General features: G+C 69.1%; 14 protein-coding genes. 9 read left to right on the top strand and 5 right to left on the bottom strand.

Annotated elements, in window-relative coordinates:
• Window position 1: 1 nt before the first annotated feature.
• Genes Q0W90_RS08785 through Q0W90_RS08770 form a run of 4 tightly spaced genes read left to right on the top strand, consistent with a single transcriptional unit; the run spans window position 2 to window position 5,088 of the window.
• Window positions 2-1,630, top strand: coding sequence for an AMP-binding protein (locus tag Q0W90_RS08785; RefSeq protein ID WP_297774160.1), 1,629 nt, complete (start codon window positions 2-4; stop codon window positions 1,628-1,630).
• Window positions 1,623-2,405, top strand: coding sequence for an SDR family oxidoreductase (locus Q0W90_RS08780; protein ID WP_297595637.1), 783 nt, complete (start codon window positions 1,623-1,625; stop codon window positions 2,403-2,405). The genes Q0W90_RS08785 and Q0W90_RS08780 overlap by 8 nt, the downstream gene beginning before the upstream one ends.
• Entirely contained in the window at window positions 2,402-3,931 is a 1,530-nt protein-coding gene (locus Q0W90_RS08775) for an AMP-binding protein (protein ID WP_297774158.1), read from the top strand. Before Q0W90_RS08780 ends, Q0W90_RS08775 begins: the two co-directional genes overlap by 4 nt.
• The gene (locus tag Q0W90_RS08770; RefSeq protein ID WP_297774156.1) at window positions 3,928-5,088 is read left to right on the top strand and encodes an NDMA-dependent alcohol dehydrogenase; all 1,161 of its coding nucleotides are present in this window, start codon (window positions 3,928-3,930) and stop codon (window positions 5,086-5,088) included. The genes Q0W90_RS08775 and Q0W90_RS08770 overlap by 4 nt, the downstream gene beginning before the upstream one ends.
• A gap of 4 nt (window positions 5,089-5,092) precedes the next feature.
• Here Q0W90_RS08770 and Q0W90_RS08765 read toward each other — a convergent pair whose 3' ends face one another.
• Window positions 5,093-5,575: an SRPBCC family protein gene (locus Q0W90_RS08765; RefSeq protein ID WP_297698725.1), complete on the bottom strand. Its 483-nt coding sequence runs from the start codon at window positions 5,573-5,575 to the stop codon at window positions 5,093-5,095.
• A gap of 69 nt (window positions 5,576-5,644) precedes the next feature.
• On the opposite strand from Q0W90_RS08765, the gene Q0W90_RS08760 reads away from it, so the two are divergent.
• On the top strand, window positions 5,645-6,022 hold the full coding sequence (locus tag Q0W90_RS08760) for a nuclear transport factor 2 family protein (RefSeq protein ID WP_297698724.1): 378 nt from the start codon (window positions 5,645-5,647) through the stop codon (window positions 6,020-6,022).
• Between the two features lie 43 nt (window positions 6,023-6,065).
• Window positions 6,066-6,287 (top strand): hypothetical protein, encoded by a 222-nt coding sequence (locus Q0W90_RS08755; protein ID WP_297595643.1) that lies wholly within the window; start codon window positions 6,066-6,068, stop codon window positions 6,285-6,287.
• A 95-nt stretch (window positions 6,288-6,382) separates the two neighbouring features.
• Here the strand turns inward: Q0W90_RS08755 and Q0W90_RS08750 are convergent, their stop codons facing one another.
• Complete coding sequence (locus Q0W90_RS08750; protein WP_297595644.1) at window positions 6,383-7,120, bottom strand: DUF899 domain-containing protein; 738 nt, start codon at window positions 7,118-7,120, stop codon at window positions 6,383-6,385.
• Between the two features lie 14 nt (window positions 7,121-7,134).
• Window positions 7,135-7,902 (bottom strand): SDR family oxidoreductase, encoded by a 768-nt coding sequence (locus Q0W90_RS08745; RefSeq protein WP_297698722.1) that lies wholly within the window; start codon window positions 7,900-7,902, stop codon window positions 7,135-7,137.
• Between the two features lie 159 nt (window positions 7,903-8,061).
• Between Q0W90_RS08745 and Q0W90_RS08740 the strand changes: the two genes are divergently transcribed.
• Window positions 8,062-9,018, top strand: coding sequence for a sigma-70 family RNA polymerase sigma factor (locus Q0W90_RS08740; protein ID WP_297774153.1), 957 nt, complete (start codon window positions 8,062-8,064; stop codon window positions 9,016-9,018).
• Window positions 9,019-9,179: 161 nt separating this feature from the next.
• Window positions 9,180-14,021 (top strand): cation-translocating P-type ATPase, encoded by a 4,842-nt coding sequence (locus tag Q0W90_RS08735; RefSeq protein WP_297774151.1) that lies wholly within the window; start codon window positions 9,180-9,182, stop codon window positions 14,019-14,021.
• A gap of 5 nt (window positions 14,022-14,026) precedes the next feature.
• Here the strand turns inward: Q0W90_RS08735 and Q0W90_RS08730 are convergent, their stop codons facing one another.
• Window positions 14,027-15,604, bottom strand: coding sequence for an AMP-binding protein (locus tag Q0W90_RS08730; RefSeq protein WP_297774149.1), 1,578 nt, complete (start codon window positions 15,602-15,604; stop codon window positions 14,027-14,029).
• On the bottom strand, window positions 15,594-16,499 hold the full coding sequence (locus Q0W90_RS08725) for an SDR family NAD(P)-dependent oxidoreductase (RefSeq protein ID WP_297774147.1): 906 nt from the start codon (window positions 16,497-16,499) through the stop codon (window positions 15,594-15,596). The genes Q0W90_RS08730 and Q0W90_RS08725 overlap by 11 nt, the downstream gene beginning before the upstream one ends.
• Before the next feature lie 300 nt (window positions 16,500-16,799).
• Between Q0W90_RS08725 and Q0W90_RS08720 the strand changes: the two genes are divergently transcribed.
• The coding region (locus Q0W90_RS08720) for a cutinase family protein (RefSeq protein WP_297774145.1) at window positions 16,800-17,063 on the top strand (264 nt) is incomplete at its 3' end.

The raw sequence follows: 17,063 nt of genomic DNA, 5'->3' as shown, positions 1-17,063 counted from the left end.
GTTGATCGCCGGGGCCCGCCACGACGCGGCACTTGCGTCAGACGCATACCGGCACGGGCTGTGGGTGCACACCACGCTGGCCGATTCCCTGCGCACGGGCGCGGAAATGGAGCCTCGGCGAACAGTTGTGGTGGACCGGGACGTTCGACTGGACTGCGCCACGCTCTACGCGCAGGCCCGCGGGCTCGCGGCCGCCCTACTGGCGCGCATACCCACCGGCAGCGTCGTGTCGTTCATGCTGCCGAACTGGCACGAGGCCGCCGTCATCTACCTGGCCGCGACACTGGCCGGCATGGTGGTGAACCCGATCCTGCCGTCGCTGCGCGACCACGACCTGCGTTTCATCCTCGAAGACGCCGGCACCGCAATCGTTTTCGTCCCGCACCACCACGGCGGCCACGACTATGCGGCGATGCTCGAACGGGTGACGGCCACGATGAGGCGGGCGCCGGAGGTGGTGGTGCTGCGCGGCGCCCCCGGTTCGCACACACCGTACCGGGCCCTGCTGGAGCAGCCGCCGGATACCGTGTCACTTCCGGCACTGGACCCCGATTCCGTGCGGATGATCCTCTACACATCCGGCACCACGAGCCGGCCGAAAGGCGTCCTGCACACCCATAATTCGATACACGCCCTGATCTGTCAGATCCACGAACACTGGATGATCGATCCGGGCGACGTGTTCCTGGTCCCCTCGCCGGTCGCCCATATCGGCGGTTCGATCTATGCGTTCGAATGCCCACTGCTGCTGGGTACCACCGCGGTGCTGATGGACCGATGGGATCCGGCCGAGGCGGTCGCTCTGATGAACACCGAGCGGTGCACCCACATGGCGGGGGCCACACCGTTTCTGGATCAGCTGCTTTCCGCCGCCGAGCGCGCCGGCACCCGCCTGCCTGACCTGAAGGTGTTCATCTGCGGCGGCGCATCGGTGTCACCGTCGCTGATCCGCCGCGCCGCAAAGTATTTCGACCGTGCGGTCATCACCCGGGTGTACGGCTGCACGGAAGTGCCCGTCGCGACCGTAGGTGCACCCCGCCCGGAGGAAGCCGATTACGCGGCGGACACCGATGGCCGGACCGGGATCGCCGAGATCAGGCTCGTCGCACACGAGACCGCGCCGGCCGGCGACGGGGAGATCTACGTGCGCGGTCCCCAGATGCTGGCGGGTTACCGGCATCCCGAAGATGACTGTTTCGATGAAGCAGGGTTTTTCCGCACCGGGGATCTTGGGCGCTGGGTCTCAGCCGGTTCCTCGGCCGGTTTTGATGGCCGGTACCTCGTCGTGACCGGCCGGGCCAAGGACGTCATCATCCGCAGCGGCGAGAACATCTCGGCCAAGGAAGTCGAGGACCTGCTCGCCGAGCATCCCGGCATCGCCGAGATCGCGGTCGTCGGGCTGCCCGACGACCGCACGGGTGAACGGGCTTGCGCGGTGATCGTCCCCGCGGGCGCGGAGGCCCCGGATGTCGCGAGCCTGCTTGCGACGCTGGTGAGCAAGGGGGTCGCCAAATTCAAGGCGCCCGAACAGGTCGTGATCTGGGATGCCCTGCCGAAGAACGACGCCGGCAAGGTTCTCAAGCACCGGATCCGAGCGGCGCTGACACGGGCGGAGACAAGGGATGGGTGAGATGCAGGTCGCAATCGTCACGGGAGCAAGCGGCGGCATCGGCCTGGGATGCGCCACAAAACTCGCCGAGATGGGCATGGCGGTCCTGGGCACGGGCCGCGACAAGGATCGGCTGGGCGAGCTGGAAAAAGCGATCAACGACCCGGATCGCGTCGCGACGCTGGCGATAGACCTGACCGACGACGAGGCGCCGCGACGCATCGTGGACCTCGCGGTCGAGAGGTGGGGCCGCATCGACTTCCTGATCAACAACGCCGGAGTGGGCAGCCCCAAACCGCTGCACGAAACCGACGACGAGACCTTGGACTATTTCCTGGGCTTGATGCTGCGAGCGCCTTTTCGCCTCGCGCGCGACGTGCTGCCACACATGGGACCCGGGTCGGCGATCATCAACGTGACATCGACGTTCGCGGTCGTCGGCGGCCTGCGCGGCGGCGCCTACTCCGCGGCCAAGGGCGGCCTGACCGCGCTGACCACTCACATCGCCTGCCAGTACGGCGCTTCCGGCATCCGCTGCAACGCCGTCGCGCCCGGGGTGACCGTGACGCCGATGGTTGAGAAGCGCTTGGAGGACGAGCGATTCCGCAAGATCAACACCGAGATGACGCCGCATCAGCGGTTGGGCCGCGTCGACGACATCGCCAGCACCGTCGCCTTTTTGTGCTCGCCGGGCGGAAGTTTCATCAACGGCCAGACGATCGTCGTCGACGGCGGGTGGAGTTCGACGAAATATCTGTCGGAGTTCGCCTTGTCCTCGCAGTGGATCGAGCGATGAATCTGTTCGCGGCGCTCGATCATGCGGCAACCCGATTTCCCGATCGCGGCGCCGTGTATCGCGGGGATCGCCGCGTGTGCACCTGGGCCGGGCTGCGGGATCGGGCGTTACGCCTGGCCGCGTCGATCCGCCAACAACACGCGGCGGGTGCTCGCGTCGCGATCGCGACCCACAATCGCCCCGAGATCATCGAGTTGATGTTCGCGATCTGGGCCGCCGAGTGCGTCGTCGTCCCGATCAACTACAAGCTGCATCCGCGCGAGATGGCCCAGATCCTCGACGACGCGGGTGCGGCGCAGGTGTTCGCGTCCTCGGCGATCGGCGCCGAACTGGCATCTCGCACCGCCGCACCCGTCGAAACCCTTGATTCCGAAGCCTATTCACGCCGATTCGATGTCGCCCCGTCGGCGCCGTCGACCACCGACCCGTCGGCGCTGGCGTGGCTGTTCTACACCAGCGGAACCACCGGCCGGTCGAAGGGCGCGATGCTGTCGCACCGCAACCTCACGGCGATGGCCGTCGCCCACCTGGCCGACATCGACGCCCCCGACGAGGGCTGCAGCCTGGTGCACGCGGCACCGATGTCGCACGGCTCTGGCCTCTACGTCCTGCCGTACGTGCTGCGCGCCGCCCGGCAAGTGGTGCCCGCATCGGGTGCGTTCGATCCCGACGAGTTCCTCGACCTCTGCGAACACCACCCGGCCGTCAGCGCCTTTCTGGCCCCGACGATGGTGCAACGGCTGGTCGATACCGGCCGCAGCCGTCCCGCTAATCTGCAGACGATCGTCTACGGCGGCGGGCCGATGTACGTCGAAAGCCTGCGCAAGGCGATCACGGCGTTCGGCCCGATCTTCGCGCAGATTTACGGGCAGGGCGAGTCACCGATGACGATCACCGGGTTGCGTTGTGCCGATCACGAATCCGACGACGACGCGGTCCTGGGGTCGGTCGGCTATGCGCGGTCGGGGATGCAGGTCGCGGTGCTACGCACCGACGGAGGCCCGGCGTCCGTCGGCCAGATCGGTGAAATCATCTGCCGCGGCGACGCGGTCATGTCCGGCTACTGGCGAAACCCCGACGCGACCCGCGCCACGCTCAAAGACGGCTGGCTCTACACCGGTGACATGGGTTCGTTCGACGCGCGCGGGTTCCTCACGCTGCGGGATCGGTCGAAGGACGTCGTCATCAGCGGCGGCAGCAACATCTATCCCCGGGAGGTGGAGGAGGTGCTGCTCGAGCACCCCGGCGTTTCCGAGGCGTGCGTGCTCGGCACGCCCGACGCCGAGTGGGGCGAGGTGGTGGTCGCGTTCATCGTCGGCACAGGCGATCCCGTCGAGCCCGCGGCGCTGGACGCGCATCTGTTGCGGCGCATCGCCCGCTTCAAACGGCCCAAGCGCTACGAATTCGTCGACGAACTACCGAAAAACAGCTACGGCAAGGTGCTCAAGCGGGAACTGCGGGCCAGCCTGGCGCCGCACACCACTCGGCGCCTCGAATGCCATGAGACATCAAGGAGGTCGCAATGAAGTGTCGTGCCGCTGTGATCCGCGGGGTTGGCAGGGACTGGGAGATCCGCGAGATCGAGCTCGACCCGCCCCGTGGCGGTGAAGTCCTGGTGCGGATGGCCGTTGCCGGAATCTGCCACTCCGATGACCACCTGTTCACCGGCGACGTGGTGCCGACCCCCGAGGTGCTCGCCGCGAGCGGTCAACCCGCACCGGACTGGTTCCCGCTGCTGGGCGGTCACGAGGGCGCCGGCGTGGTCGAAGAAGTCGGACCGGGCGTCACGGCGGTGCAGCCCGGGGATCACGTGGCGCTCTCCTTCATTCCCGCGTGCGGCAGTTGCCGGTTCTGCGTGAACGGCCAGAGTTACATCTGCGACATCGGCGCGAGCCTGTTCGTGCGGGAAATGCCCACCGACGGTACGTGCCGCCGGCATCTCGGCGACGAAAACCTGTTGGCCTATGGGCAACTCGGCACGTTCGCGGAATATGCGGTGCTGTCGGAAAGATCGGTCATCAAGATCGACGATGCGATCCCGTTCCATGCCGCCTCGCTCGTGTCGTGCGGCGTCAGCACCGGCTGGGGCTCCGCGACGACCTCGGCGGGCACCGAACCCGGCGATACGGTGGTCGTCATCGGCGCCGGCGGTGTCGGGATGAACGCCCTGCAGGGAGCGCGCGCCGTCGGCGCGAAATATGTCGTCGCGGTGGATCCGGTTGAGTCCAAGCGGGATTCGGCCAAGATCTTCGGTGCCACGCACACCGCCGCCTCCGCGCAGGACGCGATACCGGTGGTCAAGGAGATCACCGCCGGCCTGATGGCCGACCGCGTCGTCGTCTGTCCCGGCGTGGTGCACGCGGATTTGATCCCGTTGGCGATGGCGCTGCTTCGCAAAGGCGGGGTCTGCGTGCTCACCGGCATCACCCCGTTCACCGAGCCTCCCGTTCCGTTGGTCCTGCAGGAGATGACGCTGTCGGCCAAACAACTCAGGGGAGCGCTCTACGGCGGGATGAATCCGCGTACGAGTGTGCCGTTGCTGCTGTCGATGTATCAGGCCGGCGCAGTGAAACTCGACGAGTTGGTCACCCACCACTACCGCCTTGACCAGATCAACGAGGCGTTCGTGGATCTGCGCGAGGGCCGCAACATTCGCGGTGTCATCGATTTCGCCGGCGCGTGACCGCTCAACCGGATTCGAAGTGCAGCCTAATGCCGGCCAGCATCTTGATATGCGCCTTGACCGCCTCGCGGATGGTCACCCGGGCCAGCGGCCGCGGGGCGGCGATCCGGATGCGCTCGGTAACCCGGGTGCCACCGTCGACCGGCTCGAAACTCACGGTGCCGCGTAACCGCACCCCGGGCGACTGGTCGGCCTCGGTCAGCACATCCCCGCTTGCGGGCACTAGCAACCGGGCGCGGTAGGCGGTTCGTATAGTCAACGGTCCCAGCGGGATTCGGTCGACCACCCGATAGCTCTGCTGATAACCCTGCGGGGTTTCGCTGCGGGACAGCGTTTCCACGGACACGATCAGCGGATGCACGAGTCTGATGTTGTTTAGGTCCACGTAGAAGCCGCGCACCGCGTCGGGCGGGGCGGGTACCCGCTCGCTAAGCGTCCGGTCGGCTTTCACGAAAAGCAAGGACAGAACCCGCGAATGTAACGCCACGGCGACATTCTGCCGGTTTTTTCGCCGTGGCGTTACGCTCGGCGCAGGCCAAGGAGCGGAGGCGACGCGATGGGCGACACGACGCAAGGTCACGTGGTCGAGCGCTACCTGGAATGCCTGGCCGCGCATGACTGGGACGGACTGGCCGACACCATCGCCGAGGAAGGCCTGACCCGGGAGGGCCCCTTTTGCGATGTCGTCGAGGGGAAGGCGCACTATGTCGCCTACCTGCGCAAGGTCTGCACCAGTATGGCGGGCCATCGATTGCAGGTACAGCGGATCTCGCATGTCGACAGCCGGGTGTCGTTCGCCGAGCTGTCCGAGACATTCGAGATCGATGGCGTGGCGACCACGTGGCCCGAATGCATTCTGTTCGAGCAGGACACCGGCGGCTGGATCTCGCGGGTGAGCGTGTTTTTCAAGCAACGCCAGACCGGCACCCCGTAGCGGTCTATTCCCTCACTTGCCGAATTGACCTACCGTGTCATGGATGGAGGCAGATGCAACTCCGGAGTCGGTGCCGGTCGAGAAATTGCACTCGGGCGACCCGATCACCGATTGTGGTCAGCGGTACATAGTTCTCGAATCGAAGGCGCTCAGCGACTGCGTGGTGCTCGAGCTCGAATCCCGGGTGGATCATCGGCTGCAGGTCATCGAGAAATCGTTCCCCGCCGGGTATCACGTCGGCAGGGCGAACCACCGAATTTTATAGCCGAAGAATTCTCGGTGGAATAGTGCGCGAGTAGCCGGTCGACGGCTACCGCGCGCATTCGTGTTTTTCGGGTGCTTTTGCCCCATTAGCACCACTTAACTCTTCCGCGGCGGGCGAATGTCGTTGGGATCGTTGGGATCCGGCTCGCCGAACCAGCGTGACGGCTCGTGCTCGCCGTAGGCGTCGTGCCAGTCCCACCACTCGTACGGCGCGGTCTGCGGGTAGCCCTCGGGTGAATCCTCCCAACTTTCCTGGCGTCCGAGCGCGGTCATGTCCAGAAAGCTCCAGGTGGTCCCCAGCGCCTCGTCGCCACGGTTGTTGATGAAGTAGGTGCGAAACACTCGATCGCGGTCGCAGATGAAGGCATTGGTGCCGTGCCACTCGTCCACCCCGAAGTCGGCATCAAAGCCATCGGTGATCGTGTACCAGGGCATCCTCCAGCCCATCCGGGCCTTCAGGCGTTCGATGTCGGGCTGCGGCGCCCGCGAGGCGAACACGAGCGTGGTGTCGCGGGCGTTCAGGTGGGCCAGGTTGCCGACATGGTCGGCCATCATCGAGCATCCCCGGCAGCCGTGCTCGGGCCAGCCGTCGATGTCGGGCCCGTAAAAGGCGCGATAGACGATGAGTTGGCGCCTGCCGCCGAACAGGCCCAGCAGGTTGACGGTGCCCTCGGGCCCGTGGAACTCGTAGCCGGAGTCCACGGCCATCCAGGGCATCCGGCGCCGCCGGGCCGCGAGCGCGTCACGGGCCCGGGTGAGTTCCTTCTCCTTTTCCAGCAGTTGTTGATGCGCGGTCGCCCACTCGTGGGCCGACACGACCGGGGGTCTATTCATCGTTATCCGCCCTGTCAGGTCAGCGGCGCGAGGCCGGTGGCGGTGAGGAGATACGCGTCGTGGTCCGAGCCGCCGGTGGCGATCTCGAGCACCGACTTGCCCACCTGTTCCGCAGTGAGCGCGGGTCCGGCGGCCTGCAAGAAGGTGTCGACGTCGACGCCTTGCCGCTCGGCATAGGCCGCGACGGCGGCCGCACCCAGGTCGGTGGCCGGCGTCAACCGCGGCAGCACGGCGGTGAAGCCGATCCCCAGCCCGGCGCGGTGCGATTCGATGGCGGCGTAACCGGAGATGAACCTGACCGTCGCCTTCGCGCCGGCATAGCCACCGGACAGCGGTGATCCGGCCAGGGCCGCGCCGCTGGACATCACGATCACCGAGCTGCCCGGCGCCAGCGGGAGGCGCAGCGCGTGGCGGACCCAGTGAAACGCCTGTGCGACATCCGAATTCCAGTTCTCACTGAACGTCTCCCAGGTCTGATCCTGCAGCGGTGTCATCCGCGGTGTCGCCCCGGCGCACAGCACCAGCGTGCGCGGCCGGTACCGGTCGATGAGCCGGCCGGCCGCGTGCGGATCGGCCGCGTCGGCCACCACCGGGGTGAAGGTGTCGCCCAACTGGGCGCGCACCTCCTCGAGTTGTGACCGGGTGCGCGCGACGCCGACGACCTCGGCGCCGGCCGTCGACAGCGCGGTGGCGACCGCGCGGCCGAATCCGCGGCCGGCCCCGGTCACGATTGCGGTGCCGCCGACGAGCCCGTCGGGGCGGGGGTTTCGGATTTGGTTCATTTCGTGCTCGCTTCCTCAGGTGGACTGCGGCTGTGCCGCGTCTTCACTCATTCAGATACGGCGCGCCGCCCGGATTCATCGCTCGGGGACCGATGAATTTCGGCGCCCGGATGTCTCTACACAGGAGTAGGTTCGCCTCGCAGCCGAGAGGAGAGGGTCGTGCCCGCGCAGGAGGAGTTCGTCGAACGGGCCGCACCATTTCGTGCCGAGCTGATCGCGCATTGCTACCGCATGCTGGGCTCGGTGCACGACGCCGAAGACCTCGTCCAGGAGACCTACCTCCGGGGCTGGCGCGGTTACGCGGCCTTCGAGGAGCGCGCGGCCTTGAAGACCTGGCTCTATCGGATCGCGACGACCGCCTGTCTGCGTGCGCTGGAGAACCGCGCCCGCCGCGTGCTGCCGACCGGGCTGGGGGACGGCTCGATCGACCCGGGCGCCAACCTCGACGCAAAGGCCGGCGCGCACGCGTGGCTCGAGCCCATCCCGGACGCCATGATGTTCAGGACGCCCGAAGAGGACGTCACCGCGAAGCAGAGCGTGCGGCTGGCCGTGATGACCGCCCTGCAGGAGCTGCCCGCCCGCCAGCGCGCGGTGTTGATTCTGCGCGACGTCGTGCAATTCAGCGCCGCCGAGGTCGCCGAGCTGTTGGAAACCACCCCCGCCGCGGTCAACAGTTCCCTGCAGCGCGCCCGGGCCCACCTTGCCGAGGTTTCTCCCACCGAGGAACGCATGAGCGAGCCGGGCGACGCCCGGCGGCGCGACTTGCTCGACCGCTATTGCGCGGCCTTCGAAAACGCGGACATGGCGGCGCTGACCGCGCTGCTGCAAGAGGATGTCAAACTCGAAATGCCGCCTCTGCCAGTCTGGTTCGCCGGGCGGGACACGGTGCTGCAGTTCCTTGCCGGGCGCGCCCTGGCTCAGCCCGGCGATGTCGTCATGATCCCGACCGCCGCGAACGCGCAACCCGCCGTCGCCGAGTACCGGCGCGCCGCCGACCGGGTGATGCGGGCCCATTCGATCCACGTCTTGACCCCGGGCGGCGCCGGGATCGCCGGCATCACGGTCTTTCTCGACCCCGGCTTGTTCAGCGCGTTTGGTTTATCTTCGAGCCGGTAATGTTTCTGCCAGGGACGTGATTGCAGCCCTTGCTATCTAGGGAAGCCCGACCTGCATCGCCAGGGGTGTCGTCGCAGGGTTTACCTTCCCGCCCCACGTGTGGACAGGTCCTTCACACGCCAGGATCATTAGGCGCGGGAGACGTAATTGAAGGGTGACGAGTGAAGATTCCCGGCGTTTCCAGCGTCGTCGCTGGTGTGGCCGGCGGAGCCGCGCAGGTGGTACGGGCCGGCGTATCGACTGCGGCGGGTGCCGCCGGTGCGCTGCAGACATTGGCCGGCCCGGTCGCCGAGCTGGCGGGCCCGGTCATTCAGTCAGTGGCTCAAACGACCGGGCGAGCAATCGGGTTGGACAATTCCGCCGACGGTGCGGCCGCTCCGATCACTCCGCCGGTGCGCTGGCACAGCGGGCAACGCGTGCATCTGGACCTGGACCCGTTGCTGCCGTTCCCCCGCTGGCACGAGTACGCGCCCGCCGTCGAGGAGCCGGTGCGCAGAATCCCGGGCGTGGCCAGGGCCCACGTCGAGGGTTCGTTGGGCCGGTTGGTGGTCGAACTCTCCGAGGACGCGGACCACGACGCCGTCTTGGACGAGGTGCGGTCCACGGTGGCGTCCATCGCGGCGGACATCACCTGGTCGAAGTCGGAGTCGGCGCCGCTTTCCGCGCCATTCGCCGACCCGGGCAACCCCCTGGCGATCCTGGTGCCCCTCACCGCGGCGGCAATGGATCTGGTCGCGATGGGCGCCGCGGTCACCGGATGGGTGACCCGGCTGCCGGCGGCGCCGCAAACCACCCGAGCCGCGGCCGCGCTCATCAATCATCAACCGCGCATGGTCTCGATCCTCGAGGCGCGGCTGGGCCGGGTGGGCACCGACATCGCGCTCGCCGCGACGACGGCCGCCGCGCACGGCCTGACCCAGTCGCTCGGCACGCCGATGCTCGACCTGACGCAGCGCACCCTGCAGATCTCCGAGGCCGCCGCGCACCGCCGCGTGTGGCGAGACCGCGAGCCCCACCTGGCCTCGCCCCAACGGCCGCAGGCTCCAGTGGTCCCGGTCATCTCGTCCGCCAAGTCGGAGGTGCCCCGGCACAGCTGGCCTGCCGCCGCGGCGGGCGAGGTTTCGCACGTCGTGGTCGGCGGAACCATCGACGCCGCGATGGACAAGGCGAAAGGCTCGATGGCCGGGCCGGTGGAAAGCTACGTCGATTCCGCGGCGAACGGCTCGTTGATCGCCGCGGTGAGCGCGCTGGTGGCCGGCGGCGGTACCGAAGATGCGGCCGCGGCCATCGAAGCCGGCGTGCCGCGGGCCGCGCACATGGGCCGTCAGGCGTTCGCGGCGATTTTGGGTCGCGGGCTCGCCAATTCCGGGCAACTGGTTCTCGACCCGGGCGCGCTGCGCCGCCTGGATCGGGTGAAGGTGGTCGTCATCGACGGCGCCGCGCTGCGCGGCGATCACCGCGCCGTCTTGCGTGTCCGCGGCGACGCGCCCGGCTGGGACGATGACCGGGTCTACGAGGTCGCCGACGCGCTGCTGCACGGCGAAGAGGCGCCCGAGCCCGACCCCGACGAGCTGCCTGCGACCGGTGCCCGACTGAAATGGGTTCCTTCCCAAGGGTCTTCGGCTACACCCGCGCAGGGCCTGGAAAGCGCCGACCTCGTGGTCGACGGCGAATGCGTCGGCAGCGTCGACGTGGGCTGGGAGGTCGACCCCTACGCGATTCCGCTCTTTCAGACCGCGAACCGCACGGGTGCGCGAGTGGTGCTACGCCACGTCGCCGGCACCGAGGACCTCACCGCCAGCGTCGGCGCGACGCACCCGCCCGGCACGCCGCTGCTGAATGTGATCCGTGAGCTGCGGGCCGATCGCGGACCGGTGCTGCTGATCACCGCGCTGCACCGCGACTTCGCATCGACCGACACCCTTGCCGCGCTTGCGATCGCCGATGTCGGTGTGGCACTTGATGATCCGCGTGCCGCCACGGCTTGGACCGCGGACATCATCACCGGCACCGACCTGGCCGACGCGGTGCGAATCCTGTCGGCGATCCCGGTCGCCCGCTCGGCGAGCGAATCGGCGGTGCACCTCGCCCAGGGCGGTACGACGCTGGCCGGGCTGCTCCTGGTCACCGGTGAGCAAGAAACAACCACCAACCCGGTGAGCTTTCGGCGCTGGCTCAACCCGGTCAACGCCGCCGCGGCCACGGCCTTGGTTGCAGGAACCTTCTCGGCCACCCGGGTGCTTCGGTTGCCCGACCCGACCCCCCAGCCGCTGACCGCCTGGCACGCGCTGGATCCCGAGATCGTCTATTCGCGGCTGGCCGGTGGGGCGCGGCCGCTGGCCGTCGAGACCGAGTCCTCGTGGCGCCGTCGTCTCGACGATCTGTCCTACAGCCCGGGGTTGGCGCCCCTGCGCAAGCCCTTGCACAGCGTGGCCCGGCTGGCGTCGGCCACCCGCACCGAACTCGCCGATCCGCTGACTCCCATCCTGGCCGTCGGTGCGGCGGCCTCGGCGATCGTCGGCAGCAATATCGACGCGCTGCTGGTTGCGGGCGTCATGACCGTCAACGCGATAACCGGTGGGGCGCAACGGCTCCGGGCCGAGTCCGCGGCCGCCGAGCTGTTCGCGGAGCAGGACCAGATGGTGCGCCGGGTGGTCGTCCCGGCGGTCGCGACGACGCGGCGCCGGCTCGACGCCGCCCAGCACGCCACGCGGACCGCGACGGTGTCGGCGAAGTCACTGCGGCCCGGCGACGTCATCGACCTGGCCGCACCCGAAGTGGTGCCGGCCGATGCCCGCCTGCTGGTGGCCGAAGACCTCGAGGTCGACGAGTCCCTGCTCACCGGCGAGTCACTTCCCGTGGACAAGCAGGTGGATCCCGTCGCCATCAATGAGCCCGACCGCGCCAGCATGCTCTTCGAGGGCAGCACGATCGTCGCCGGCCACGCCCGGGCGATCGTGGTGGCCACCGGGGTCGGGACCGCCGCGCATCGCGCGATCTCGGCGGTCGCCGGCGTCGAAACGGCGGCCGGGGTGCAAGCCCGGCTGCGGGACCTCACCAGCAAGGTGCTGCCGCTGACCCTGGCCGGCGGCGCCGCCGTGTCGACGTTGGCGTTGCTGCGCCACGCGCCGCTGCGCCAGGCGGTGGCCGACGGCGTCGCGATCGCGGTGGCCGCGGTGCCGGAGGGGCTGCCCCTGGTGGCCACCCTCTCCCAGCTCTCGGCCGCCCAGCGGCTGACGGCCCGCGGCGCGCTCGTGCGTGCGCCGCGCACCATCGAAGCGTTGGGCCGCGTCGACACCATCTGTTTCGACAAGACCGGCACGCTCACCGAGAACCGGCTGCGCGTCGTGTGCGCCGTGCCGGTCGGGGCGGACCCGCACGACCCGTTTCCCAAATTGGCCGATCCGCAATCGGCGGGGCTGCTACGGGCCGCCGCGCGGGCATCCGCCCGGCCACAGGACGGCCAGGGGCACGCCCACGCGACCGACGAGGCGATCCTCACCGCGGCGAATTCGCTGAACGGCCACGGCGATTCGGATTGGACGATGCTCGCCGAGGTGCCCTTCGAGTCCAGCCGCGGCTTCGCCGCCGCGATCGGCGCCTTGGGCCACGACGGCAGTGCCAATGGGCACCCCGCGGACGCACCGGTGCTGATCCTCAAGGGGGCTCCCGAGGTCATCCTGCCGCGCTGCCGATTCGCCGACCCGAAGGCCGACCCGGAGCGGGCGGAGACGGTCGTCCGCGGTCTCGCCGAACAGGGCTTGCGGGTGCTCGCGGTGGCGCAGCGCAGTTGGAAACACGAGACCGACGACGAGGACACCGACGCCGACGCCGTGGATGCCGCGGCGCAGAACCTCGAACTGCTCGGCTACGTCGGGTTGGCGGACACCGCCCGGGCATCGGCGCGCCCGCTGATCGAAGCGCTGGTGGACGCCGACCGCGACGTCGTGCTGATCACCGGCGACCACCCCATCACCGCGCGGGCGATCGCCCGGCAGCTGGGCCTGCCCGCGGACGCGCGGGTGATCACCGGCGCCGAACTCGCGGGCCTCGACGAGGACGCGTGCGCCAAGCTGGTCGCCGATGTGCCGGTGTTCGCCCGCGTCAGCCCCGAGCAGAAGGTGCAGATCGTGGCCGCCCTGCAGCGCAGCGGGCGGGTGACCGCCATGGTCGGCGACGGTGCCAACGACGCCGCGGCCATCCGGATGGCCGACGTGGGCATCGGGGTGAGCGGCCGCGGTTCGTCGGCCGCCCGCGGCGCCGCCGACATCGTCTTGACCGATGAGGATCTCGACGTGCTGATGGACGCCCTGGTCGAGGGCCGCAGCATGTGGGCGGGCGTCCGGGACGCGGTCACCATCCTGGTCGGCGGCAACGTGGGCGAAGTGCTGTTCACCATCATCGGCACCGCGTTCGGCTCCGGCCGCGCGCCGGTGGGCACCCGTCAGCTGCTGTTGGTCAACCTGCTCACCGACATGTTCCCTGCGCTCGCGGTCGCGGTCACGTCGCAATACGTCGAACCCGACGAAGCCGAGTACGAATCCGCCGAAGAGGCCGAAGAGGCGCGCCGGCAGCACCGGCGCGCGGTGCTGACCGGTCCCACGCCCTCGCTCGACGCCCCGCTGATGCGTCAGATCGTCACCCGTGGCGCCGTGACCGCGGCCGGGGCGACGGCCGCGTGGGCCATCGGTCGTTGGACGCCGGGCACCGAACGCCGCACGGCGACAATGGGTTTGACCGCACTCGTCACGACGCAGCTGGCGCAGACACTGCTGACCCGTCGGCACAGCCCGCTGGTGGTGGCGACCGCACTGGGCAGCGCCGGCGTGCTGGTCGGCATCGTGCAGACCCCGGTGCTCAGCCAGTTCTTCGGCTGCACGCCGCTGGGGCCGGTCGCCTGGTCGGGGGTGCTGGGTTCCACCGCGGGCGCCACCGCGATCTCGGCACTGGCCCCCAACTGGCTGGCCAAACAGGTCGCCGCGTTGGAGCCCGGCGAGCAGTGAGCTGTTCAGCCGGACAGTTCCTTGCGCAGCACCTTGCCGGTCGGGTTGCGCGGAATGCTGTCCACGACGTTGATGTCGCGGGGCTGTTCGAAGCGCGAGACGCGGCTCTTCAAGTACTCCCGGAGCTCCGGCACGTCGATGTCACCGCCCGGCTGTGCCACCACGAACGCCGCCAACCGCTGGCCAAACCGTTCGTCGGGAACGCCGATGACCACGTTGTCGGCGATGGCGGGGTGCTGGGCGAGCGCGTTTTCGACCGCCCGCGGATAGACGTTCTCACCGCCGGAGATGATCATGTCGTCTTCGCGGCCGACGATGAAGAGCCGGCCCGCGTTGTCGAGGTAGCCCATGTCGCCGGTGCTGGTCATGCCGTCGACGACGGCCTTGGCTTCTCCGGCTGCCGAGCCGTCGGTGTAGCCCCTCCCGGCCAGGTCTCCGCCGACGAAGATGCGCCCGGTCACCCGCGGCCCCACCGGCCGGTCGCCCTTGTTGAGGATCCGCACCGGGCAGCCCGCGACCGGCTTTCCGACAGTTTCGGGGGCCTCACGCAGGTCGGCCGGCGTCGCCAGGGAACCGATGCCGACCTCGGTGGAACCGTAGCCGTTGTAGAGGATGTCTCCGTAGGCGTCCATGAACCGCTGCCCCAGCGTGGGATCGAGGCGATCGCCGCTGGACATCACCACCCGCAGGTACGGCAGCGGGTTTCGCGCCCGGACCCGCTCGGGCAGCTCGAGGATGCGCGCGAGCACGACCGGCACCGCGGTGAAGGCGTCGGCGCGGTGCAGCGACGCCTGGGCGAGCGCGGCTTCGGCGTCGAACTGACGATGTGTGAGCACCGTGCCGCCGAGGGCGATCGTCAACATCAGCATGCCCAGCCCTAACCCGTGAAACATCGGCATTGCCACCGAGATCCGCGACCCGGTATGCAACCGGGTGCGGTCGAGGATCGTCACCCAGACGCCGATCGCGGACCGCATCTCCGGTGCGCGCGGCACCCCCTTGGGTTTGCCGGTGGTGCCCGACGTCAGCAGCACGATCCGGCCGGGTGCGGCCACGTCCGGTCGTCGGGCACCCTCGTCGGCGGTGACCGTCGCCGGGTCGACAGCGCGGACCGTTTCGTCGGCCGCCCGGACTCGCTCGGCGAATTCATCGTCGGCGACCATCGTTGAGATGTGGTGGGCTCGCACGGCGGCCGCCAGCGCATCGCTGCGGAACTCGGTGCTGATCGGGACGACGTCGGCGCCGAGCAGCGCGGCGGCGAAAACACCCGCGACGAAACCGCGTCCGTTGCGACACATGACCCCGACCGCATCGCCGGGGCCGACCCCATCGCAGGACAACCGCCGCGCCAGCGACTCGGTTTCTCGTTGCAGCCGGCGATAGCTCACAGCGCCGTCGTCGTCGACGATCGCCGCCCGGTCCGGCCAACGGGCCGTCGTGACCGCCAACAGCGTGTAGGGATTCGTGCCGCCCCGGCGCGCCTCCCGAAGAAGCCGCAGGCCCGCCAGCGGCGAGGGCGGACTGAGCAGGCCCGAGTGCAGCAGTGCGCGGGCGGCGGTGGTCACCACGCGGTCATCCGTCACGGTCGGCCTCGTCGGAAGCGCTGAAGAAGCGGCGATGCCACAGCCGGGCGCCGTAGTCGGCCGGCCCGGCCAGCAGCACCGAAGCCAACTCGGCCGGCAGCACCCACGGCGGTTCGAGCGTGCGGGGCCGCTCGATGACCGCCTTGGCGACGACGTCGGCGGCTTCGTCCGGTGACAGTCCGGGAAGCCGGCCCAACAGGGGCGTGGGCGCGATCATGCGGGTGCGCACCAGCGCGAAATAGACCGTGGTGACATCGACGCCGTCGGCGTGCAGTTCCGGGGCCACGCTGCGCAGCCAGCGGTCGAAGGCCCCCTTCGACGCCTGATACGCACCCCATTGCGGGCCGGGGACCACCCGCACGCCGACGCTGGACACGTTCACGATGTGCCCGCTGCCGTTGTCGCGCATGGCCGGCAACAGTCCCAGCAGCAGTCGGACCGGTCCCAGGTAGTTGATGTCGATGGTCCGCTGGAAGTCGTGCGGGCGGTCGTACTGGTCGTGCAGCGAGCGGCGCAATGACTTGCCGGCGTTGCTGACCACGATGTCGAGCGGGCCGTGCTCCTCGGTGATCTGTTTGGCCAGGCCGCTCACCGCGGATTCGTCGGTGAGGTCGGTCGGGTAGGCGACCGCGCGCCCGCCGCCGGCGTTGATCGACGCCGTCAGGTCGCGCAGCCTGTCCTCGGATCGGGCGACCGCCAGGACGGTCGCGCCGGCGGCGGCGAGGCCGCGCGCGGTCGCCTCGCCGCTGCCATAGGAGGCGCCGGTCACCAAGGCGGTCTTGCCGGAGGCGGCGGCGCGCAGCTTGTCGGGATCCGACACCCGCGCCGGATTGGCCACGTGGTCTCCCGCTTTGTCGAAGACCGCTTTCAGGGCCTGCGCTATTGCGTTCAACATCGCCGCCGCATTCACTCGAGCCGCTTGCCGGGGGCGGCTGTTGCTCAACCGTGCCCCGACTCGTAACTACACGTAGCAGACCACATCGCAATCCGCGACCGCGCTCCGGCCCGGCCGTGACGGGCCGCGTGGCAACCGCGATGGGGCGCGGGACGCAAGCAGCCCGGGCACCCATGCCGGATGAGCGCCGCGCACAACCGATCTCAACCCGCCCGCAACAGCGGCGGTTCTTTTATGAGAACACAGTAATTTCGGCGTTTCCTCTGTTTAAGCGGCGTGTTGACTGGGCACAATTGCGGCATGTTTGCGCGCCAAATAGTTCGCTCCCTTGGTCCAGCAGTAGTTATCGCAGCATCGGGCATGGCCGCGTCGGCCGTGTCCGGTTCCCTCCTTCCCACCGCCTCGGCCCAATGCCCGGACGTACAAGTGGTCTTCGCCCGCGGCACCGGCGAAGCCCCGGGCGTGGGCCCCACCGGACAAGCCTTCACCGACGGGCTGCGCCAACGCGTCGGCGACCGCTCCTTTGACGTCTACCCCGTCAACTACCCCGCCACCGAGCAGTGG

This window comes from Mycobacterium sp. (assembly GCF_025933915.1).
Lineage (GTDB): Bacteria > Actinomycetota > Actinomycetes > Mycobacteriales > Mycobacteriaceae > Mycobacterium.
The sequence above is the reverse complement of the archived record's forward strand: the minus strand, read 5'-3'. Positions and strand labels throughout refer to the sequence as shown.